The 15,419-nt window shown below is 66.5% G+C and carries 12 protein-coding genes and 2 pseudogenes; 8 read left to right on the top strand and 6 right to left on the bottom strand.

Going from position 1 to position 15,419, the window contains the following annotated elements; genetic code table 11:
* Positions 1-491: 491 nt before the first annotated feature.
* The 3 genes and pseudogenes from M6G65_RS11500 to M6G65_RS11490 all read left to right on the top strand — a co-directional run bounded on the left by M6G65_RS11500 (position 492) and on the right by M6G65_RS11490 (position 3,463).
* The gene (locus M6G65_RS11500; protein ID WP_250103949.1) at positions 492-1,664 is read left to right on the top strand and encodes a zinc-dependent alcohol dehydrogenase; all 1,173 of its coding nucleotides are present in this window, start codon (positions 492-494) and stop codon (positions 1,662-1,664) included.
* 74 nt (positions 1,665-1,738) lie between these two features.
* Positions 1,739-2,343: pseudogene (locus M6G65_RS11495) on the top strand (cyclase dehydrase).
* A 22-nt stretch (positions 2,344-2,365) separates the two neighbouring features.
* Positions 2,366-3,463, top strand: coding sequence for a two pore domain potassium channel family protein (locus M6G65_RS11490; protein WP_308445199.1), 1,098 nt, complete (start codon positions 2,366-2,368; stop codon positions 3,461-3,463).
* A 533-nt stretch (positions 3,464-3,996) separates the two neighbouring features.
* Here the strand turns inward: M6G65_RS11490 and M6G65_RS11485 are convergent.
* Positions 3,997-4,482, bottom strand: a complete 486-nt coding sequence (locus tag M6G65_RS11485; RefSeq protein WP_250103948.1) for a PAS domain-containing protein — start codon at positions 4,480-4,482, stop codon at positions 3,997-3,999.
* A gap of 343 nt (positions 4,483-4,825) precedes the next feature.
* Positions 4,826-5,833, bottom strand: a complete 1,008-nt coding sequence (locus tag M6G65_RS11480; RefSeq protein WP_238197055.1) for an HWE histidine kinase domain-containing protein — start codon at positions 5,831-5,833, stop codon at positions 4,826-4,828.
* A gap of 241 nt (positions 5,834-6,074) precedes the next feature.
* Between M6G65_RS11480 and M6G65_RS11475 the strand changes: the two genes are divergently transcribed.
* Together M6G65_RS11475 and M6G65_RS11470 are read left to right on the top strand one after the other, a co-directional pair.
* Positions 6,075-7,598 (top strand): ATPase domain-containing protein, encoded by a 1,524-nt coding sequence (locus M6G65_RS11475; RefSeq protein ID WP_238197054.1) that lies wholly within the window; start codon positions 6,075-6,077, stop codon positions 7,596-7,598.
* Positions 7,595-9,649: pseudogene (locus M6G65_RS11470) on the top strand (ATP-binding protein). The gene M6G65_RS11475 and the pseudogene M6G65_RS11470 overlap by 4 nt, the downstream one beginning before the upstream one ends.
* A gap of 323 nt (positions 9,650-9,972) precedes the next feature.
* Here the strand turns inward: M6G65_RS11470 and M6G65_RS11465 are convergent.
* Positions 9,973-11,958 carry a hybrid sensor histidine kinase/response regulator gene (locus M6G65_RS11465; RefSeq protein WP_250103947.1) on the bottom strand — a complete coding sequence of 662 codons (1,986 nt, stop codon included), beginning with the start codon at positions 11,956-11,958 and terminating at the stop codon, positions 9,973-9,975.
* A gap of 594 nt (positions 11,959-12,552) precedes the next feature.
* On the opposite strand from M6G65_RS11465, the gene M6G65_RS11460 reads away from it, so the two are divergent.
* The 3 genes from M6G65_RS11460 to M6G65_RS11455 all read left to right on the top strand — a co-directional run bounded on the left by M6G65_RS11460 (position 12,553) and on the right by M6G65_RS11455 (position 13,563).
* Positions 12,553-12,828, top strand: coding sequence for a hypothetical protein (locus M6G65_RS11460; RefSeq protein WP_238197051.1), 276 nt, complete (start codon positions 12,553-12,555; stop codon positions 12,826-12,828).
* Between the two features lie 43 nt (positions 12,829-12,871).
* Positions 12,872-13,003, top strand: coding sequence for a hypothetical protein (locus M6G65_RS33465; RefSeq protein ID WP_283214871.1), 132 nt, complete (start codon positions 12,872-12,874; stop codon positions 13,001-13,003).
* Positions 13,004-13,311: 308 nt separating this feature from the next.
* Complete coding sequence (locus tag M6G65_RS11455; protein WP_238197049.1) at positions 13,312-13,563, top strand: hypothetical protein; 252 nt, start codon at positions 13,312-13,314, stop codon at positions 13,561-13,563.
* A 72-nt stretch (positions 13,564-13,635) separates the two neighbouring features.
* Here M6G65_RS11455 and M6G65_RS11450 read toward each other — a convergent pair whose 3' ends face one another.
* The 3 genes from M6G65_RS11450 to M6G65_RS11440 form a co-directional block, all read right to left on the bottom strand.
* Positions 13,636-13,878 carry a DUF6522 family protein gene (locus tag M6G65_RS11450; protein ID WP_250103946.1) on the bottom strand — a complete coding sequence of 81 codons (243 nt, stop codon included), beginning with the start codon at positions 13,876-13,878 and terminating at the stop codon, positions 13,636-13,638.
* Positions 13,879-14,014: 136 nt separating this feature from the next.
* Positions 14,015-14,383, bottom strand: a complete 369-nt coding sequence (locus M6G65_RS11445) for a hypothetical protein (RefSeq protein WP_238197047.1) — start codon at positions 14,381-14,383, stop codon at positions 14,015-14,017.
* A 164-nt stretch (positions 14,384-14,547) separates the two neighbouring features.
* Positions 14,548-14,748 carry a hypothetical protein gene (locus M6G65_RS11440; protein WP_250103945.1) on the bottom strand — a complete coding sequence of 67 codons (201 nt, stop codon included), beginning with the start codon at positions 14,746-14,748 and terminating at the stop codon, positions 14,548-14,550.
* Positions 14,749-15,419 lie beyond the last annotated feature (671 nt).

Here is a 15,419-nt window from a genome sequence, read left to right as displayed (position 1 = left end):
AGCGGTCATGCCGTTTTCGACCCAACCCGGCCACCCGAACAGGCGTCGGCGCTTCTCGAAAGCGGCCGTTCGTCAAATCTCCGGCAACTTCGGCTCGGGCGGCAACTGAACCTTGGCCGTTCGTCCCGAAGCGGACGCTCTACTTCCGGCTTGCGGCGGTCGCTTTCGTGATCGCAGCATACGCCGAACCAGACTTCGCCAGCGCTCGGCTTGCTCCAACAGGGCCGTATTGATTCACATCGCCAGATAAGCTCGGCGGCTGCCGACCTTACTCACTAAATAGTTTTGCCAAACTTGCTTGCTCCCAATTGGTATAACGTTCAAAATCCGTCAGCGAAATCTATCACTGCCAAGGTAAAATGTTGAGGTGAGTGCCATTTCGCTCAAACTTTGTGCAGTTAGGGCATGAAACCTTTCAATTTGAAGCCCGTTCGGATCAGTAGATCTAAAATTGGGGGACTAAAAACTTCATACATGTTAGGAGATGTTCCATGAGGGCGCTGGTTTGGCACGGCACTGAGGACATCCGCTGCGACACGGTCCCGGACCCCAAGATCGAGGATGACCGCGACGCGATCATCAAGGTCACAGCCTGCGCGATCTGCGGCTCGGACCTGCACCTCTACGACCACTTCATGCCCGGCATGGAGAAGGGCGACGTCATGGGCCACGAGTTCATGGGCGAAGTCGTCGAGACCGGCAAAGGCGTCAATGGCGCGCTCAAGAAAGGGGAGCGCATCGTCGTGCCGTTCACGATTATCTGCGGCGAGTGCGACCAGTGTAAGCGCGGCTACTTCTCCGTCTGCGAACGCTCGAACCGCAACAAGGACATCGCCGACAAAGCTTTCGGGCACACCACCGCGGGACTGTTCGGGTACACCCACCTCACGGGCGGGTACCAGGGCGGGCAGGCCGAGTACGTCCGCGTGCCGTTTGCCGACAAGACGCACATCAAGGTGCCGGAGAACCTGAGCGACGAGCAGGTGCTGTTCCTCGGCGACATCTTCCCCACCGGCTGGCAGGCGGCCGTACAGGCCGATATCCAACCGACCGATACCGTCGCGATCTGGGGCGCTGGTCCCGTCGGTCAGATGACGCTGCGCTCCGCGCTGCTGCTCGGGGCAAAGCAGGTGGTCTGCATCGACAGCGTGCCCGAGCGCCTGGAGATGGCGCGCGCGGGCGGTGCGATCACCATCGACAATAGCCAGGACAGCACGGTCGAGCGGCTGAACGAACTCACGGGCGGCAAGGGCCCAGAGAAGTGCATCGATGCCGTCGGCATGGAGGCGCATTCACCGCGCGCGCTCGAACACGCCTACGACCGCGTCAAACAGGCGGTGATGCTGGAGAGCGACCGCGCTTCAGTGCTGCGCGAGATGATCTATGTCTGCCGGCCCGCCGGCATCCTCTCGATCCCGGGCGTCTATGGCGGGCTCATCGACAAGGTGCCGATGGGAGCCCTCATGAACAAGGGACTGACCATCCGCACGGGGCAGACCCACGTGAATCGATGGACCGATGACCTCGTCAAGCGCATCGGCGACGGTCAGATCGACCCGTCCTTCGTCATCACCCATCGGGCCAAGCTCGAACAAGGGCCCGAGATGTACAAGACATTCCGCGACAAGAAGGACAACTGCATCAAGGTGGTGCTCAGACCCTGAGTGGCTCCGCGGCCCGTCGAGCTATAGCGGGCCTGCTTACTTCGCCTCTCCCCAGCAGCAGCGAGGAAGTCAGCATGTCCGAGGCTATGACTCAACGCCGCCGGAGCGGCCCTCCTGATCGCTCTGAGTTGCCGGGCTACCTCGTTTCAGACCCGCGCCGCAGGCCAGATCCCGCAACCAGAGAGCTTGCCCAAGGCTTAGGTTGGTTCTCGATCGGCCTTGGGCTTACCGAGGTGGCGTGCGGTGGCGCCATCGCTCGCTGGCTTGGAATGCCGCGCTCGGCCACAATCATCCGAGCCTACGGCGTGCGCGAACTCCTGCAGGGGATCGGTATCTTGGGTGCACGCGACCCGACCCCGTGGATCTCGGCGCGTGTGGCCGGAGACGCGCTCGATATCGCCACGGTGCTGCCAGGGCTTGAGGGCCATAATCCGCGCAAGGACAATGTGGTGATCGCCCTTGTGGCTTTGGCCGGCGTCACCGCAGCCGACGTGATCTGTGCGCGGAGCCTCTCGGAAGCCCCCTTGCTCCGTCTGAGAAGGTCCGACGCGATTACCGCCAGCGCAGCGGCTTCCGCCGTCGTGCCGAGGCGATGCGGGGCGCGGCACGCGGCTTCAAACCGCCGCCCGACATCATCGGCCCAGAAGCGATGCGTCCTTGGGCCCTGACCAACGCTTGAGGTCGGAAGGATGGCTGGCCTGATCCTGCCCGTCCTCGAACAGGCATCGGGCGTGCTCGTCATGGGCGTCGTCCTCGCCGACATCTTCCTGACGGTTCTCTACGCGCGCATCGGGACAGGCCTGATCGCGGACAGGGTCGCCCATCTCACCTGGGCGATCTTCCGCGCCGCCGCCGATGCGGTCGGGCAGAAGCGGGGCGCCGTGCTGTCCTTCTGCGGCCCGGTCATCCTCATCGTCTACGTCCTGCTCTGGGCCTTGGGGCTGACCCTCGGAGCCGGTCTGATCATCCATCCCGCGCTCGGTGTGGCCGTCCGGGCGAGCAGCGGCGAGACGCCGACTGACTTCATGACCGCCCTCTACGCGGGCGGCAGCAGCATGGCGATCGTGGGGGCCAGCGACTTCAAACCTGTCACCGATAGCTACCGCGTTCTTTATCTCGTGAACTCCCTCGTCGGTATGTCGGCGACGTCTCTGGTCCTGACCTACGTGATGCAGGTCTACAGCGCGCTCCGGCAGCGCAATGCCCTGGGGCTCAAGCTCCATCTCTTGACGGGTGAGAGCGCTGATGCAGCCGAGTTTCTGGCGCGGCTCGGGCCGCAGGGACAGTTTAGTTCAGGCTATACCCACCTGGCCGATCTGGCGGAGTCCTTGTCCGAGATGAAGGAGGCGCATCATTTCTATCCTGTGCTGTTCTACTTCCGGTTCCGTCAGCCCTTTTATTCGGTCTCGGCACAGGTCTTCGTCGCCCTCGATACGGTGTCGCTGATCCGCAGCGGGATCGGAGGCCGTCAGGCGGCATGGTTGAAGGAGGCCGCCGCCGTCGACGCAATCTGGCGCGTTGCCATGCTGCTCGTAGTCACGCTCGAAACGACATTTTTGCGCGGAGACCTGCCGACGCCAGCCGACGTCAGCAGCGCTGAAAGCGAGGCATGGCGCACGCGCTTCGCAGAAGCTGTCAGGCAACTCTCTTCGGCGGGGATCGAGGCGATGGCCAGCGAGGCAGGCGCGGAGCTTTATCTCGCGCAACGGGCACGATGGCAGCCGCACATCGCGCGACTGGCACCCTTGATGGCTTACCACATCGACGAACTTAAACCCGGCGGAGACAAGCGCCGATGATATTTTCCCTTCCTGTGAGGGCGCCGACGATCTCCGCTTCGATGCAACCGCTGTCCAGAAGCGGACGGGCGGGAAAGCACCCAACTCAGCCATTCAGCTGACTACGGCGGAATCCCGTAAGCAGACGCGACCTACAGCGTCGATGTGGCCGATGAAATCGAGCGTTCAATCGATGGCCTTGAGCTGGGCATCGACTGTCCCGATCGGAACCGCCGCGGGCGCGGCTGGCTGCCTCCAAGCAAGAAGCTCAAGCGCGCAACCCAACAACCGGGGGCACCAGGAAGGGAAAAAGCGGATCATGGCGGTCACATACGCGCCGCACGTTTCGCGTGCCGGCGCGCCCTCCTGACAATTCCGAAGCGCGTTGCTTGAGCGAAAAGGACAGGTACCTCGGGAGCGTGGCGTCCTGTCTGTGGCCTGGTTGGGCAAGGCTGGCGCAGCCAGCATCAGCTGGCGAAAGGGAGACTGCGCGACGACGCCGGTCCCCACGCAGGCACGGCGTTCCGCTCGTGCGCGCGCCCACACGCTCAGGCCTACGGGTGCGGGCCTGACAGAACCGATGCGTGGAGTAGCGCTTGCTGACGCTGGCGCTCGGATGCGGCCTGCCGCTCGGCGAGAACCTGACGGGTCATCTCGGTGCAGGCGCAGAACAGGCCGGTCATTGCTCCGTCATCCCCTGGCACGGGCGTGTAGGAGAAAGCGAAGTGCGTCTCCTCGGGATAGCCGTTGCGATGGAGGGTGAGAGCCAGGTCGTTCTTGTGCACGGGGTCGCCAGCGTACACACGATCCATCAGCGCACCGACCTCTCCCCGCACCTCGGGCCAAGTCTCGAAGAACGGGCGACCCAGGGCCGCGGGGTGGCGCTCACCCAGCATGGGCGCGTAGGTGTCGTTGTAGATCAGCGTGCGGTCCGCGCCCCAGGCGATGAACATGGGCTGGCGCGAGTTGAGCATGATCCGCACGAGGGTCAGCAGCGAGGGGGCCAGCGCTCCTGCGGCCCCAAAGACGTGGTCGTCCAATCGAAGGCACGCACGCGTGCGCCCATGAGGCCACCGCCGTGGAAAGCCGACGTCTCCGAAGCCACGGGCTCAGCCCCGAGCCCGACCGGGCCGCGGGAGCGGCGAGAGAGACCGCGCGGCCGTACAGACCGGGCCGCCGGTGGCGCCGCCTCCACCGATGGCACGCTGACTGTCGTTCCCGAGGAGTGGGGTTCGCGTCGAGGTGCTATCGAGGGCGTATTCGAGGTGCATACGAGCCTCCTAGCACATGCGGTATCGCGGGTGTTTCCCGCTGATGCGCCGGATTGCGGCCTTTCGCATCAAGGTCGGACGAAGGCGTGAAGGCTCGCCACGAGAGAGGCTGCTACTCGGTGCCGGGCAACGGCATGCGCACGGACACTCTTAGTCCGTCTGGCGCGAAGTCGACATCCACTTCCGCCCCGGTCTGGGTGGCCAAGACCTTGTTGAGGAGCCGGTGGCCGAAGCCCTGGCGCGTGGGATGCGCGGCAGGGGGCCCGTCATGCTCGGCCCAGTCCCAGCGAAGGGCTCGGCCGGACTTGCCATCCTCGACCCACCATGTGACCTGGAGGCGGCCGTCCGGATCGGCAAGCGACCCGTGCCGCAGGGCGTTGGTGGTCAACTCGTGCAGGGCCATGCCGACCGGCACGGCGAGCTCGGACGGCAGCACCACCTTCGGCCCGTCCAGGGTCAGGCGGCCCCGTTCGCCGTACGGGTCGAGCTCGGCCCGCAGCAGCCCCTCAAACGAGGCGGCCTGGGCAAGGTCCTCGGTGATCAGCGCGTGCGTGCGGGCCAGCGAGGCGATCCGGCCCGAGAAGGCGCGGATGAACTCGGAGATCGAGAGGCGGGAGCGCGCGGTGGCGTTGAGCACGGCCTGGACGGTGGCCAGCGTGTTCTTCACCCGGTGGTGCAGCTCACGCACCATGAACGCCTGACGGTCCTCGTGGGCGCGCCGCCCCGTCACGTCCCTCTGCGTCGCGACCCAGTGCGTGAGGCGCCCGTCGGCCTCCCGCACCGGCGTGATCAGCCACTCGACCACGTAGGTCGAGCCATCCTTGCGGTAGTTGACCGCCTCGGCCTGCGTGGCTTCTCCGGCTTCAAGGGCGGAGCGCAGGGCGTCCAGGACGGTCCGGTCCGTGAGGGGTCCCTGCAGGATGCGCGGCGACAGGCCAACGATCTCGTGCGCCTCGTAGCCGGTCATCCGGGTGAAGGCGGGGTTGGCGTACTCGATCAGCGGGCCCGGCACGTCGAGGTTGGCGGAGGTGATCAGGATGGCCTCGCCGGACGCCTCGACCGCTGCGCGCAGGAGCCTGGGATCCGGTGCCTCCGTCCTCGCATTGTCCTGAGCCTTCAAGGTCGTCTCCCGACCCAGCTGAAAACCGCGGGGTTGCCCAGCAAACCTATGACGCAGCGGCAGGTTGCGCGCCTGTGTAACTGGCGCTGAGCGACGTCCCGCACCCGTCGCCGCAGACCGACAGTATAGGGACCTCCGGGATCCCTACGATGCGGTGCCGCGAGCGCTGACAAGGACTTGGCAAGCCGCTACCGTGCCGGCTCGCCAAGGTCCGCCCCTCCCCACGGAGCCTCGACCGACGATGACCAACACCACGACGAGCCGCCCGACCGGCGAGGCGTCCCGTATCTCGACCGGGGTGACCGGGCTCGACGAGGTCCTTTGCGGCGGCCTCACGCCGAGCCGGCTTTACCTGCTGGAGGGCACGCCCGGCACCGGCAAGACGACGCTGGCCCTGCAGTTCCTGCGGGAGGGTGTCGCCCGCGGCGAGCGCGCCCTCTACGTCACCCTGTCGGAGACGGCCGACGAGCTCGGCGCGGCCGCGGCGACGCACGGATGGGACCTCGACGGCATCGACGTTTACGAGCTTGTCGACGAGGACGGCCTCGACCCCGACAGCGAGCAGTCGATCCTGCACCCGTCCGAAATCGAGCTCGGCGAAACCGTCAGGGAGGTCATCGCGCGCGTCGAGGAGACGAAGCCGGACCGGGTCGTGTTCGACAGCCTGTCCGAGCTGCGCCTGCTGGCCCAGAACCCGCTGCGCTACCGACGCCAGATCCTCGCGCTCAAGCGCTTCTTCGCCAAGCGCGCCTGCACCGTGCTGATGCTGGACGACAAGACCTCCGAGACCGGGGACGTGCAGCTCCACAGCATCGCGCACGGGGTGATCTCGCTGGAGCAGGCGCCGCGTGAATACGGCTCCGAGCGGCGCCGGGCACGCATCGTCAAGATGCGGGGCATCAAGTTCCGCGGCGGCTACCACGACTTCGTCCTGGAGACCGGCGGCATCCAGGTGTTCCCGCGCCTGATCGCTGCCGAGCACCACGCGAGCTTCGATGCGCGGGGCAAATCCACCGGCTCGCCCGAGCTCGACCTGCTGCTCGGCGCCGGGCTTGTGCCGGGCACCAATACGCTGCTGCTCGGACCTTCCGGCGTCGGCAAGACCACGACCGCCGTCCGCTGCATGGTAGCCGCCTTGGAGCGCGGCGAGAGCGCGACCTACTACCTGTTCGACGAAGGGCTCGCGACGCTGCTCGCCCGATCCGCCATGCTCGGGATGGACCTCGCGCCCCACGTTGAGGCGGGGCGACTGACCATCACGCAGATCGACCCGGCCGAACTCTCGCCCGGGGAGTTCTCCAGCCTGGCCCGACAGGCGGTCGAGGAGCGGGGGGCCAGCTTCATCGTGGTCGACAGCCTCAACGCCTACCTGCACGCGATGCCGGGCGAGGAGTTCCTCATCCTGCAGATGCACGAGCTCCTGAGCTACCTGAACCAGCAGGGCGTCACCACGCTCCTGGTTCTGGGCCAGCACGGCGTCGTCGGTGAGGTTCGCACGGATGTCGACCTGAGCTATCTCAGCGACAGCATCCTTTTGTTCCGCTTCTTCGAGGCCAAGGGCGAGGTCCGTACTGCCCTCTCGGTGGTGAAGAGCCGCGTCAACGCGCACGAGCGCAGCATCCGCGAGATGAAGCTGACGACGGGCGGAATCCAGGTCGGGGAGGCGCTCACCGACTTCGAGGGCGTGCTGACCGGGTTGCCCTCCTATCGCGGGGAGATGGCGATGCTGACGGGCCAGGGCCCCACCGAGGGCGAGCGCCGGTGACCGCGCCGGGCACGCACGAGGAACGCATCCTCATCCTGGCGCCGCGCGGGCGCGACGCCCAGGTCGTGGAGCAGGTGCTCGCCCGGGCAGGCACACGCGCCGAGGCTTGCTCCGACATCTCGGGCTGGCTCGCCTGCCTCCAGACCGGGGCGGGCGCCGCCCTGATCACCGAGGAGGCGCTGGCCGAGGCCGGCAAGCCGGACGACCTATTCGCCGGCTTGACGCGCAGCCGCCCTGGTCCGACTTCCCGTTCATCGTGCTGGCGACCCGCCGGCCGGGCGCCGCTCCGAGCGCGCCTCGCGCCTGCTCGCCCGCCTCGGCAACGTCGTCCTGCTGGAACGGCCGGTCAACGCCGAGACGCTCGCCAGCGCCGCGGCCTCGGCCCTGCGGGCACGCCACCGCCAGTACCAGGCCCGCGAGCACCTCTTGGAGCGGGAGCGGGTGCAAGAGCAGCTCCGGCTCGCGAACGAGGACCTGGAGCGGCGCGTGGCCGAGCGCACCCGCGAGGTCGAGGCCGCGCACGAAACCCTGGCTTTCGCGCTCGACGCGGCCGGTATGGCCTCGTGGGACCTGGACTACCGCACCGGCGCCTCCCGGCGCTCGCCCCGCTTCGACGCCGTCTTCGGCTATGACGGGAATGGCGCGCGCTGGGACCGGGAGAGCCTCCTCGCCCACGTCGTCGCGGAGGACCGCGACACCGCGGAACGCGCGTTCGCTACGACGCTCGAGACCGGCATCCTCGACCTGGAGTGCCGCATCCGCCGCGCCGACGGGCAGGTTCGCTGGATCGCGATGAGGGGTCAGATCAAGCGTGACGAAGCCGGCCTGCCGCTGCGCATCGCCGGCATTCTGATGGACCGCACCGACCAGCGCCTGACCGAGGAAGCCTTGCGCCAGGCCCAGAAGATGGAGGCCATCGGACAGCTCACCGGCGGCGTGGCCCACGACTTCAACAACCTGCTCACCGTCATCGTCGGCGGTCTCGACATGATCCTCCGGAGGCCCGAGCACCTCGACCGTGTGAAGCGGCTGGCCGAGGCGGCGATGGGTGCCGCGCGGCGTGGTGAGCAGCTGACCCAGCAACTCCTCGCCTTCTCGCGGCGGCAGATGCTGCGGCCCCAGACGCTCAACCCGAACCGTCTGCTCATCGACTTCAAGCCGCTCGCCGAGCGCGCGGCGGGCGGGGCCGTCGAGCTCGTCTTTGACCTCGACCCGGCGCTTGACCCGATCCGCATCGACCCGGCCCAGTTCGAGGCGGCGGTGCTGAACCTCATCGTCAACGCGCGCGACGCCTTGGAGGGTCATGACCGCCACGCCCGCATCGTGGTGACGAGCCGCAACGTCCACCTCGGGACGGCAGCCGTCGCCGACAAGGGCGTGGCGCACGGCCCCTACGTGGCGGTGTCGGTCAGCGACACAGGCAGCGGCATCCCGCCCGAGGTGCTGGGACGGATCTTCGAGCCGTTCTTCACGACCAAGGAGGTCGGCAAGGGGACCGGGCTGGGGTTGAGCAGGTCTACGGCTTCACGCGCAGCGCCAAGGGATTCGCGCAGATCGAGTCCGAGGTCGGCGGGGGCACCACGGTCAGCCTGTACTTCCCGCGCTCGACTGACCCGGCCGGCGAGGAAGTCGGGACGGGTCCGGGGGCGGCCATCCCGCTTCGCCGCGCCGGGGACGGCGAGACGGTCCTGCTGGTCGAGGACGACGAGCAGGTGCTCGGCATGGCGGTCGAGAGCCTGGAGGAGCTGCGTTACCGGGTCGTCGTCGCCCGCAACGCCGCCGAGGCTCTGGAGCATCTGACGGGCGTGGAGCGCATCGACATCCTGTTCTCGGACGTGGTGATGCCGGGCGGCATGAACGGCTCGCAACTGGCCGTCGAGGCGCAGAGACTACGTCCCGGCATCAAGGTGCTGCTCACCTCGGGCTATGTGGCGAACCTCGATGAGGGGCAGGTGATCGGCCGGGGAGACCTGCCGGTGCTGAACAAGCCGTACCGACGCGACGAACTCGCACGGTCCCTGCGCTTGGTGCTGGCCGGCGAAGGGCGCTGAACGGATGAGAGCAAGCGGCCCCGACTGGTTCAGCGCATCGCGATCGCCGTCCCTCAGGGTGACGAGCGAATTGGCCGCGCAGGATGTCCATTTCCCGAAGATTCGGGTCTAGGAGCGTACTGGCCGCAGTCGGCGAAATGGCGGCACGCCTGACCGCCAATGCCGGCAAGACCGGAGGTTTGGATTTGCGCCCGACCCGGTCATCCAGCTGGTCAGGGCCGCATCCCGCGGGCGGACGCTGCCAATCCTGATGCCCTCGTTGCCGATCGCTTTGTCCGAGGTGGAGGCATTGAAGAGGCCTCGGACCAAGATGAGGCAGTGCTTCAGGTCTCGCCTGCAATCACTTTTGCCGTGCGAGGCACACGAACAACATCAGCCGGCAGCGCAGCAGCGACGGGCGCCGAAGCAGTCCCCTCGAGGGCGAGCAGCAGCGCCGCAGGTTGGTAGGGCTTGGAGATCAGCGGGAAGCCCGCTTTGATCGCCCGGGCTGCCTGCTCGCTGTAGCCGGTGGCCAACAACACCGGTAACGCGGGCCAGCGTTCGCGAACGCGCAGGGCGAGATCAAACCCGTTCATCGCCCCTGGCATCACGAGGTCTGACAGGATCACATCGAACGACTGACCCCCGTCCAGCACGTGCAGAGCCTCCGACGCATTGGCGCTGCTCACGACCCTGTGGCCGCGCTCAGCCAGGATCGAGACGGCGACCTCCGCCACCTGCGCGTTGTCCTCGACCACAAGAACGCGAAGGGAGCGCCCCGGATCGTCAGGCTTCAGGCTCTCTCTTCGAGCCTCGGCGACCGGCGCATGCGTGCGCGGCAGTGAGATCGTGAAGGTCGTGCCGCGGTTGACCTCGCTCGTGATCCGGACGGAACCGCGTGACTGCTGTACGAAAGCGTAGACCTGCGGCAGGCCGAGCCCGGTGCCCTTGCCGACCTCCTTCGTGGTAAAGAACGGCTCGAAAGCACGGGCAACCACCTCGGGCGGCATGCCGGACCCAGTGTCAGCCACCGCAATCGCGATGCTCTGTTCAAGTTCGCTGCCAGGCGCGGTGACGTTCTCGGTTCTGATCCGAAACTCACCACCTCTGGGCATAGCGTCACGCGCATTCACCGCGAGATTGATCAGCGCGATCTGTAGCTGGGCCGGATCGACCTCTACAGGCCAAAGCCCTTGCGCGAGATCGAACGCCACGCGGATGTCGCCGCGCAGGGACTGCTTGAGCATGTCGTCCATACCGAGGATCAGCCGGTTCAGATCCAGGACTTCGGGCTGGTGCAGGTGCCGACGTCCGAAGGCGAGCAACTGCTGAGTCAGTTTGCGGCCCTGCTCCACAGCTTGCACCGCGTTGTTGATCAGGCGCTCTCGCCGCTGCTCGGGCGCGCGGCGGAGGAGATCGAGATTGCCGAGCACGACGGTGAGGATGTTGTTGAAATCGTGCGCGATTCCAGAGCTGAGCCCCCCGAGCGCCTCCATCTTCTGCGCCTGAAATAGGGACGCCCGGGCCTTCTCCAGTGCTTCCTGCGTGTTCTGCCGCTCGGTGATGTCGCGGGTGACTTTGGCGAAGCCGATAAGCCGGCCGGTCTCGTCGCGGATGGCGTCGATGACCACGCTCGCCCAGAAGCGGGTGCCGTCCTTGCGCACCCGCCAGCCCTCGGCCTCGAACCTGCCTTCTCGCGTAGCCGTCTCCAAAGCTCTGGCAGGCTTGCCTGCTGCACGGTCCTCCGCGTTGTAGAAGCGGGAGAAGTGCTGCCCGACGATCTCGGCTTCCGTGTAGCCCTTGATCCGAGCCGCGCCTGAGTTCCAGTTCGTTACCACACCCTCTGGGTCGAGCATGAAGATGGCGTAGTCGGTGACCCCCTGTACCAGCAGCCGGAACCGCTCCTCGCTCTGGCGTAACGCTTCACGGGCGGCCTTCTGAGCGCTGATGTCCCGCGTGATCTTGGCGAAGCCGACGAGCGTACCGGACGGGTCGCGGATGGGGTCGATGATCACGTGGGCCCACATCCGGGCGCCGTCCTTGCGGACGCGCCAGCCTTCCTGCTCGAACCGCCCCTCATTGACTGCGGTCGCAAGCGCCCGGTGCGGCAAACGGGTCTGACGATCCTCCTCGGTGTAGAAGCGGGAGAAGTGCTGACCGATGATCTCGGCTTCCGTGTAGCCCTTGAAGCGCTCTGCCCCAGGGTTCCAGCTTGTCACGATGCCGGTGGGATCGAGCATGTAGATGGCGTAGTCGGTCACCGACTGGACCAGAAGCCGGAAGCGCTGTTCGTCTGCGCTCTCGGTGGCGGACCCAGACTGGGATGCCATGCGTGTTCCTTCCTGCACGGGCAGGCCCCGAGCGAGGGGCTGCCCAGTGACGCGCGTCGCGCTTAGCCAAGGCTGTGTATCGGGTCTTGGTTCCTATGCTCGGCCAGCGGCGCGGCCGGTAGATGCGCGAGCGACACACAGCACTTCTGGATCGAAGGCGGACATGATTTTAAAGTTGCGCCGGCACACATCTCGAAAGCGATCCTTGACAACCTTGTCGAGGGTGCCGATTGCTGCACGCGGGTGAGCGAGTACAACACTGGGTGGAAGTCATGCGCTCCCGCGCCAGATCGTCAGCGCCCACAGGACTGAACCTTCGGGTTGGCGCCTGCCCCGGTCGTTTGAAGAGCCTCAGGCGCTGTTTCTGAGCGGACATCCAGCGTCTCGCGCCGGCTCGGTCGCCCAGTCGATTATGGCAAGGCCTTCAGATGCTGACGTAGGTCCCGAGACCTTGGCAGACCGCCGGGAATACCCATGCCCGTCAGGGCTATCTTTGTCGGTCGCGAAAGCGCAGAGTGCCGACATCACCGGATCGACTGATCCAGGCTCCGGTGGCTGAGGGTCCATGCCCCCGCCTGCAACGGACAGGCGCGCATGGCGGACATCATCACGTTCTCCACCAAGCCCCGCTCGCGGCACGCGCGCCGTACCTATCAGGTGCATCGGTTCGCTCAGGGCGGCGGCGTGCTCAGGTCCTGCATCATCACCGCCCGCGACGACGGTGACGCCAGGCGGCAGGCGGCGCGGCTGATCGACGGCCATCGCACCGAGCTCTGGGCCAGCAATCGCCTCGTCGCCGTTTTCGGTTCGGTCAGAAGTCCGCTCGCGACCGCGATCCAGCCTGCGGACCAGCCCACGATCGGACGGTGAAGACGGTTCCGTCCGGCCTCTCAGCACAGCCAGGAGCAAGACCATGGCGACGGAAAAGAAGCGCGGAAATCGCGAGACCAAGAAGCCGAAGAAGCCCGTGCCCAAGACCAACGCGGCGGCGCCCTCGAACAAGGGCACGGTCGCGGCTGCCATGAAGACCAGCGGTCGAGGCTGAGGCGATGTCCGACCACCATGGCTGCTCGGTATGGTAGAGCCCGTTCGACCCCGGATGTGCCCGGTGATGCGGAAGTTGATCGGGACGATCGTCCGCATGTCGCAGCGCCCCGGCCTTCAGGAGCGGGGGCAGCTGATTGATCAGCTCACGGAGCTCGAAAGCGAGGGCCTAGCCCAGGGTGTTCCGTGGCGGACCGTGGAGGCAATCCGAGCCACCCGGTTGAAGCTGCGCGTCGAGGGCCTGATGCCCAGGACGCCTCTCCCGCGCGGTCACTGATGGCTCGGTGCATGATCGGACACGAAGCGTGCTTGAGCGAGCTTCGCGCATTCGTCAGCCGGGCAGACCGGGACGATTTCGCCGCCGCCCAGCAAATCCTGCTGCAATTTATCTTGCACGCGGACGGTGGGGAACAACGGCAGAAGGCACTCGACGGGCTGCTCACCGAGCTCAGGCGCGATGATCACGCGGGCGCGTGCTCGCGGGAGCAGCACGCCTTCCGCACGGTGCTGCTTGCGATGGTTGAGCGGACCCGTGAGATGGCAGGATCGGCGAAGGGGTGACGCCCGCCGCGGGACGGACCTCTTGGAAGCCGCACCTTGCCGCCTCGGGCGGTTCGTTGGCCCAGACGGGCTTTACCACATCTCTTCGCTGACGAGCGCGCCGCTCGCGTCGAAGATGCCGCGCCAGCCCCTGTCATGCAGCCGGACGGTCACGCGAGTCAGACAGACGCCGTCGCCTTCGCTGGACACGACACGGGCATCGAGCCGTCCCTGCCGGTTCGTGCGCTTCAGGTCTGCGGTGCTCACCCCGAGTCGAGGCGCCAGTTCGCGGGGATCGGCGAGCCAGTCACCCATGCGGCCGAATGCGAGCTTCACGGAGCAGGTCTCCATCAGCGCGGCAGCAGTTTCCGGGGCTGAGACCGACCATAGCACCCTTCCTTCTCGTCCGTACGCCCGCGTCGAGCGACGATACGGCCGAGCCGTGGAGGAGCCTGGCGCTCCCGGATCTCGATCAGATGCCGATGCTGGCAGCCCCCGCCGTGGCGGCCTGTTGAACGGTGGCACCGTTCCGCAGCGCCATGGCTATGGCGATCGACATGGTGTCGATGGCGAGGGCACGGTCCTGTCCGTAATCGTACGAGCTGTTCCGACCCGAGCTCAGCCTCGCATAGTAGGCATCGGGAAACTCCTGATCGATCCGAGTCCTGAGGAGGCGTGCAGCCGCGGCGTAGTTTTCCTCGAACTTCCGATCCTTGCTCGCAGACGCGCCCTCGAAAGCTCCGTTTTCCTTCCGCTTGGCGATCGCATCGGACTTGCGCTCCTGCGCGCTGCCCAGGAAAAACTGGATCGTTTTGGAGATCAGCCACCGGATGACGGGCATCGGAATCTCCTGAGTGGGCAGCGACAGGCGCACCCTGACGGACTTGATAGCACATCCCGAGGGTCTTGAGCTTCCAAATGCCGTCAGCGTTCAGCGCCACGTCACCTCTCTGCGCGGCTCACCGCTGAGCAAGAGCCGGCTTGCTCCAGTCCCGGCGGCGCAATCTACAGACCCGGATGCACGAGGAAGGCCCCGCGCTCGGAGACCTTCCACACCGGAAAGGATCCCTCGCGAACGAACATGGCAAAAGCTTCGACCGTCTCAGGTCGATCGAAGTCCCGGTCGTCATGCACGGCGCGGCCGACGATACAGGCCGCATCCGGCGCATCGGCCGTCGGAGAGCGGCTATCCAGCGAGTACATCACGCCGGAACGATCAGGCCTGAGTGTGTCCGGCAGCGCGTTGATCCTGCGCCATAGGCAATGCCATCGGGCGCAGGTCTCCGGACGCTTGGGGTATATCCCGCAGCCCGTTCCGGTGTTGTGCCGGCACAGGACCCCCGCGGGTTTGTTGAGGGCCTGGATCTCCAGTACACGACAACACAGCGTGCAGGAGCCGCAAGATCGATCCAGGTCGGGAGGATCGGCGGACAGAGGGGCCACTTCTCGTGCCCCGCCTTGGACGCGTGTGTCGCTCGTCATCGATCTGTCCTCGCGGATACGTCGGTGACTTTTGCGGTGCGCCGGCTCCCCGCCCGAAGCGATGCCAAGGGCCCGCTGCCGGGAAGCATCGCTGGGCTCTCGCCTCGCACCCGGGCGGGCCCGGAATAGGACCGGGACTGGTCGACGCCCGCATGCGGCAGACGCCCCCGGACCTGTGCCCTCAAGCCTTCTGGGGTGGCCTGCCGGTCCTGTTTCTGATCTTCGGCTCTGGGGGAGAGGTTCAGGTTTGTTGGCCAAGAGGCGCTTTACACGCTCGTTGAAGTCCTCGGGCGTGACCGCCTGTGCTTTGCCGGTCGTAAATTCGCGCGCCATGTCTGTCAGTCTCCGCTTCGTCGCCCAGAGCACGGGATTGCGCGGAGGGAGTACGGTGCTAT

The sequence above is a fragment of the Methylobacterium tardum genome (assembly GCF_023546765.1).
Taxonomy (GTDB): domain Bacteria; phylum Pseudomonadota; class Alphaproteobacteria; order Rhizobiales; family Beijerinckiaceae; genus Methylobacterium; species Methylobacterium tardum.
The sequence above is the reverse complement of the archived record's forward strand: the minus strand, read 5'-3'. Positions and strand labels throughout refer to the sequence as shown.

Bases quoted from the DNA above. Each gene is read 5' to 3' on its own strand.
- M6G65_RS11500 (WP_250103949.1), top strand. From the start codon at position 492: ATGAGGGCGCTGGTTTGGCACGGCACTGAGGACATCCGCTGCGACACG.
- M6G65_RS11475 (WP_238197054.1), top strand. From the start codon at position 6,075: ATGACCAACACCACGACGAGCCGCCCGACCGGCGAGGCGTCCCGTATC.
- M6G65_RS11465 (WP_250103947.1), bottom strand. From the start codon at position 11,958: ATGGCATCCCAGTCTGGGTCCGCCACCGAGAGCGCAGACGAACAGCGC.
- M6G65_RS11460 (WP_238197051.1), top strand. From the start codon at position 12,553: ATGGCGGACATCATCACGTTCTCCACCAAGCCCCGCTCGCGGCACGCG.
- M6G65_RS33465 (WP_283214871.1), top strand. From the start codon at position 12,872: ATGGCGACGGAAAAGAAGCGCGGAAATCGCGAGACCAAGAAGCCGAAG.
- M6G65_RS11445 (WP_238197047.1), bottom strand. From the start codon at position 14,383: ATGCCCGTCATCCGGTGGCTGATCTCCAAAACGATCCAGTTTTTCCTG.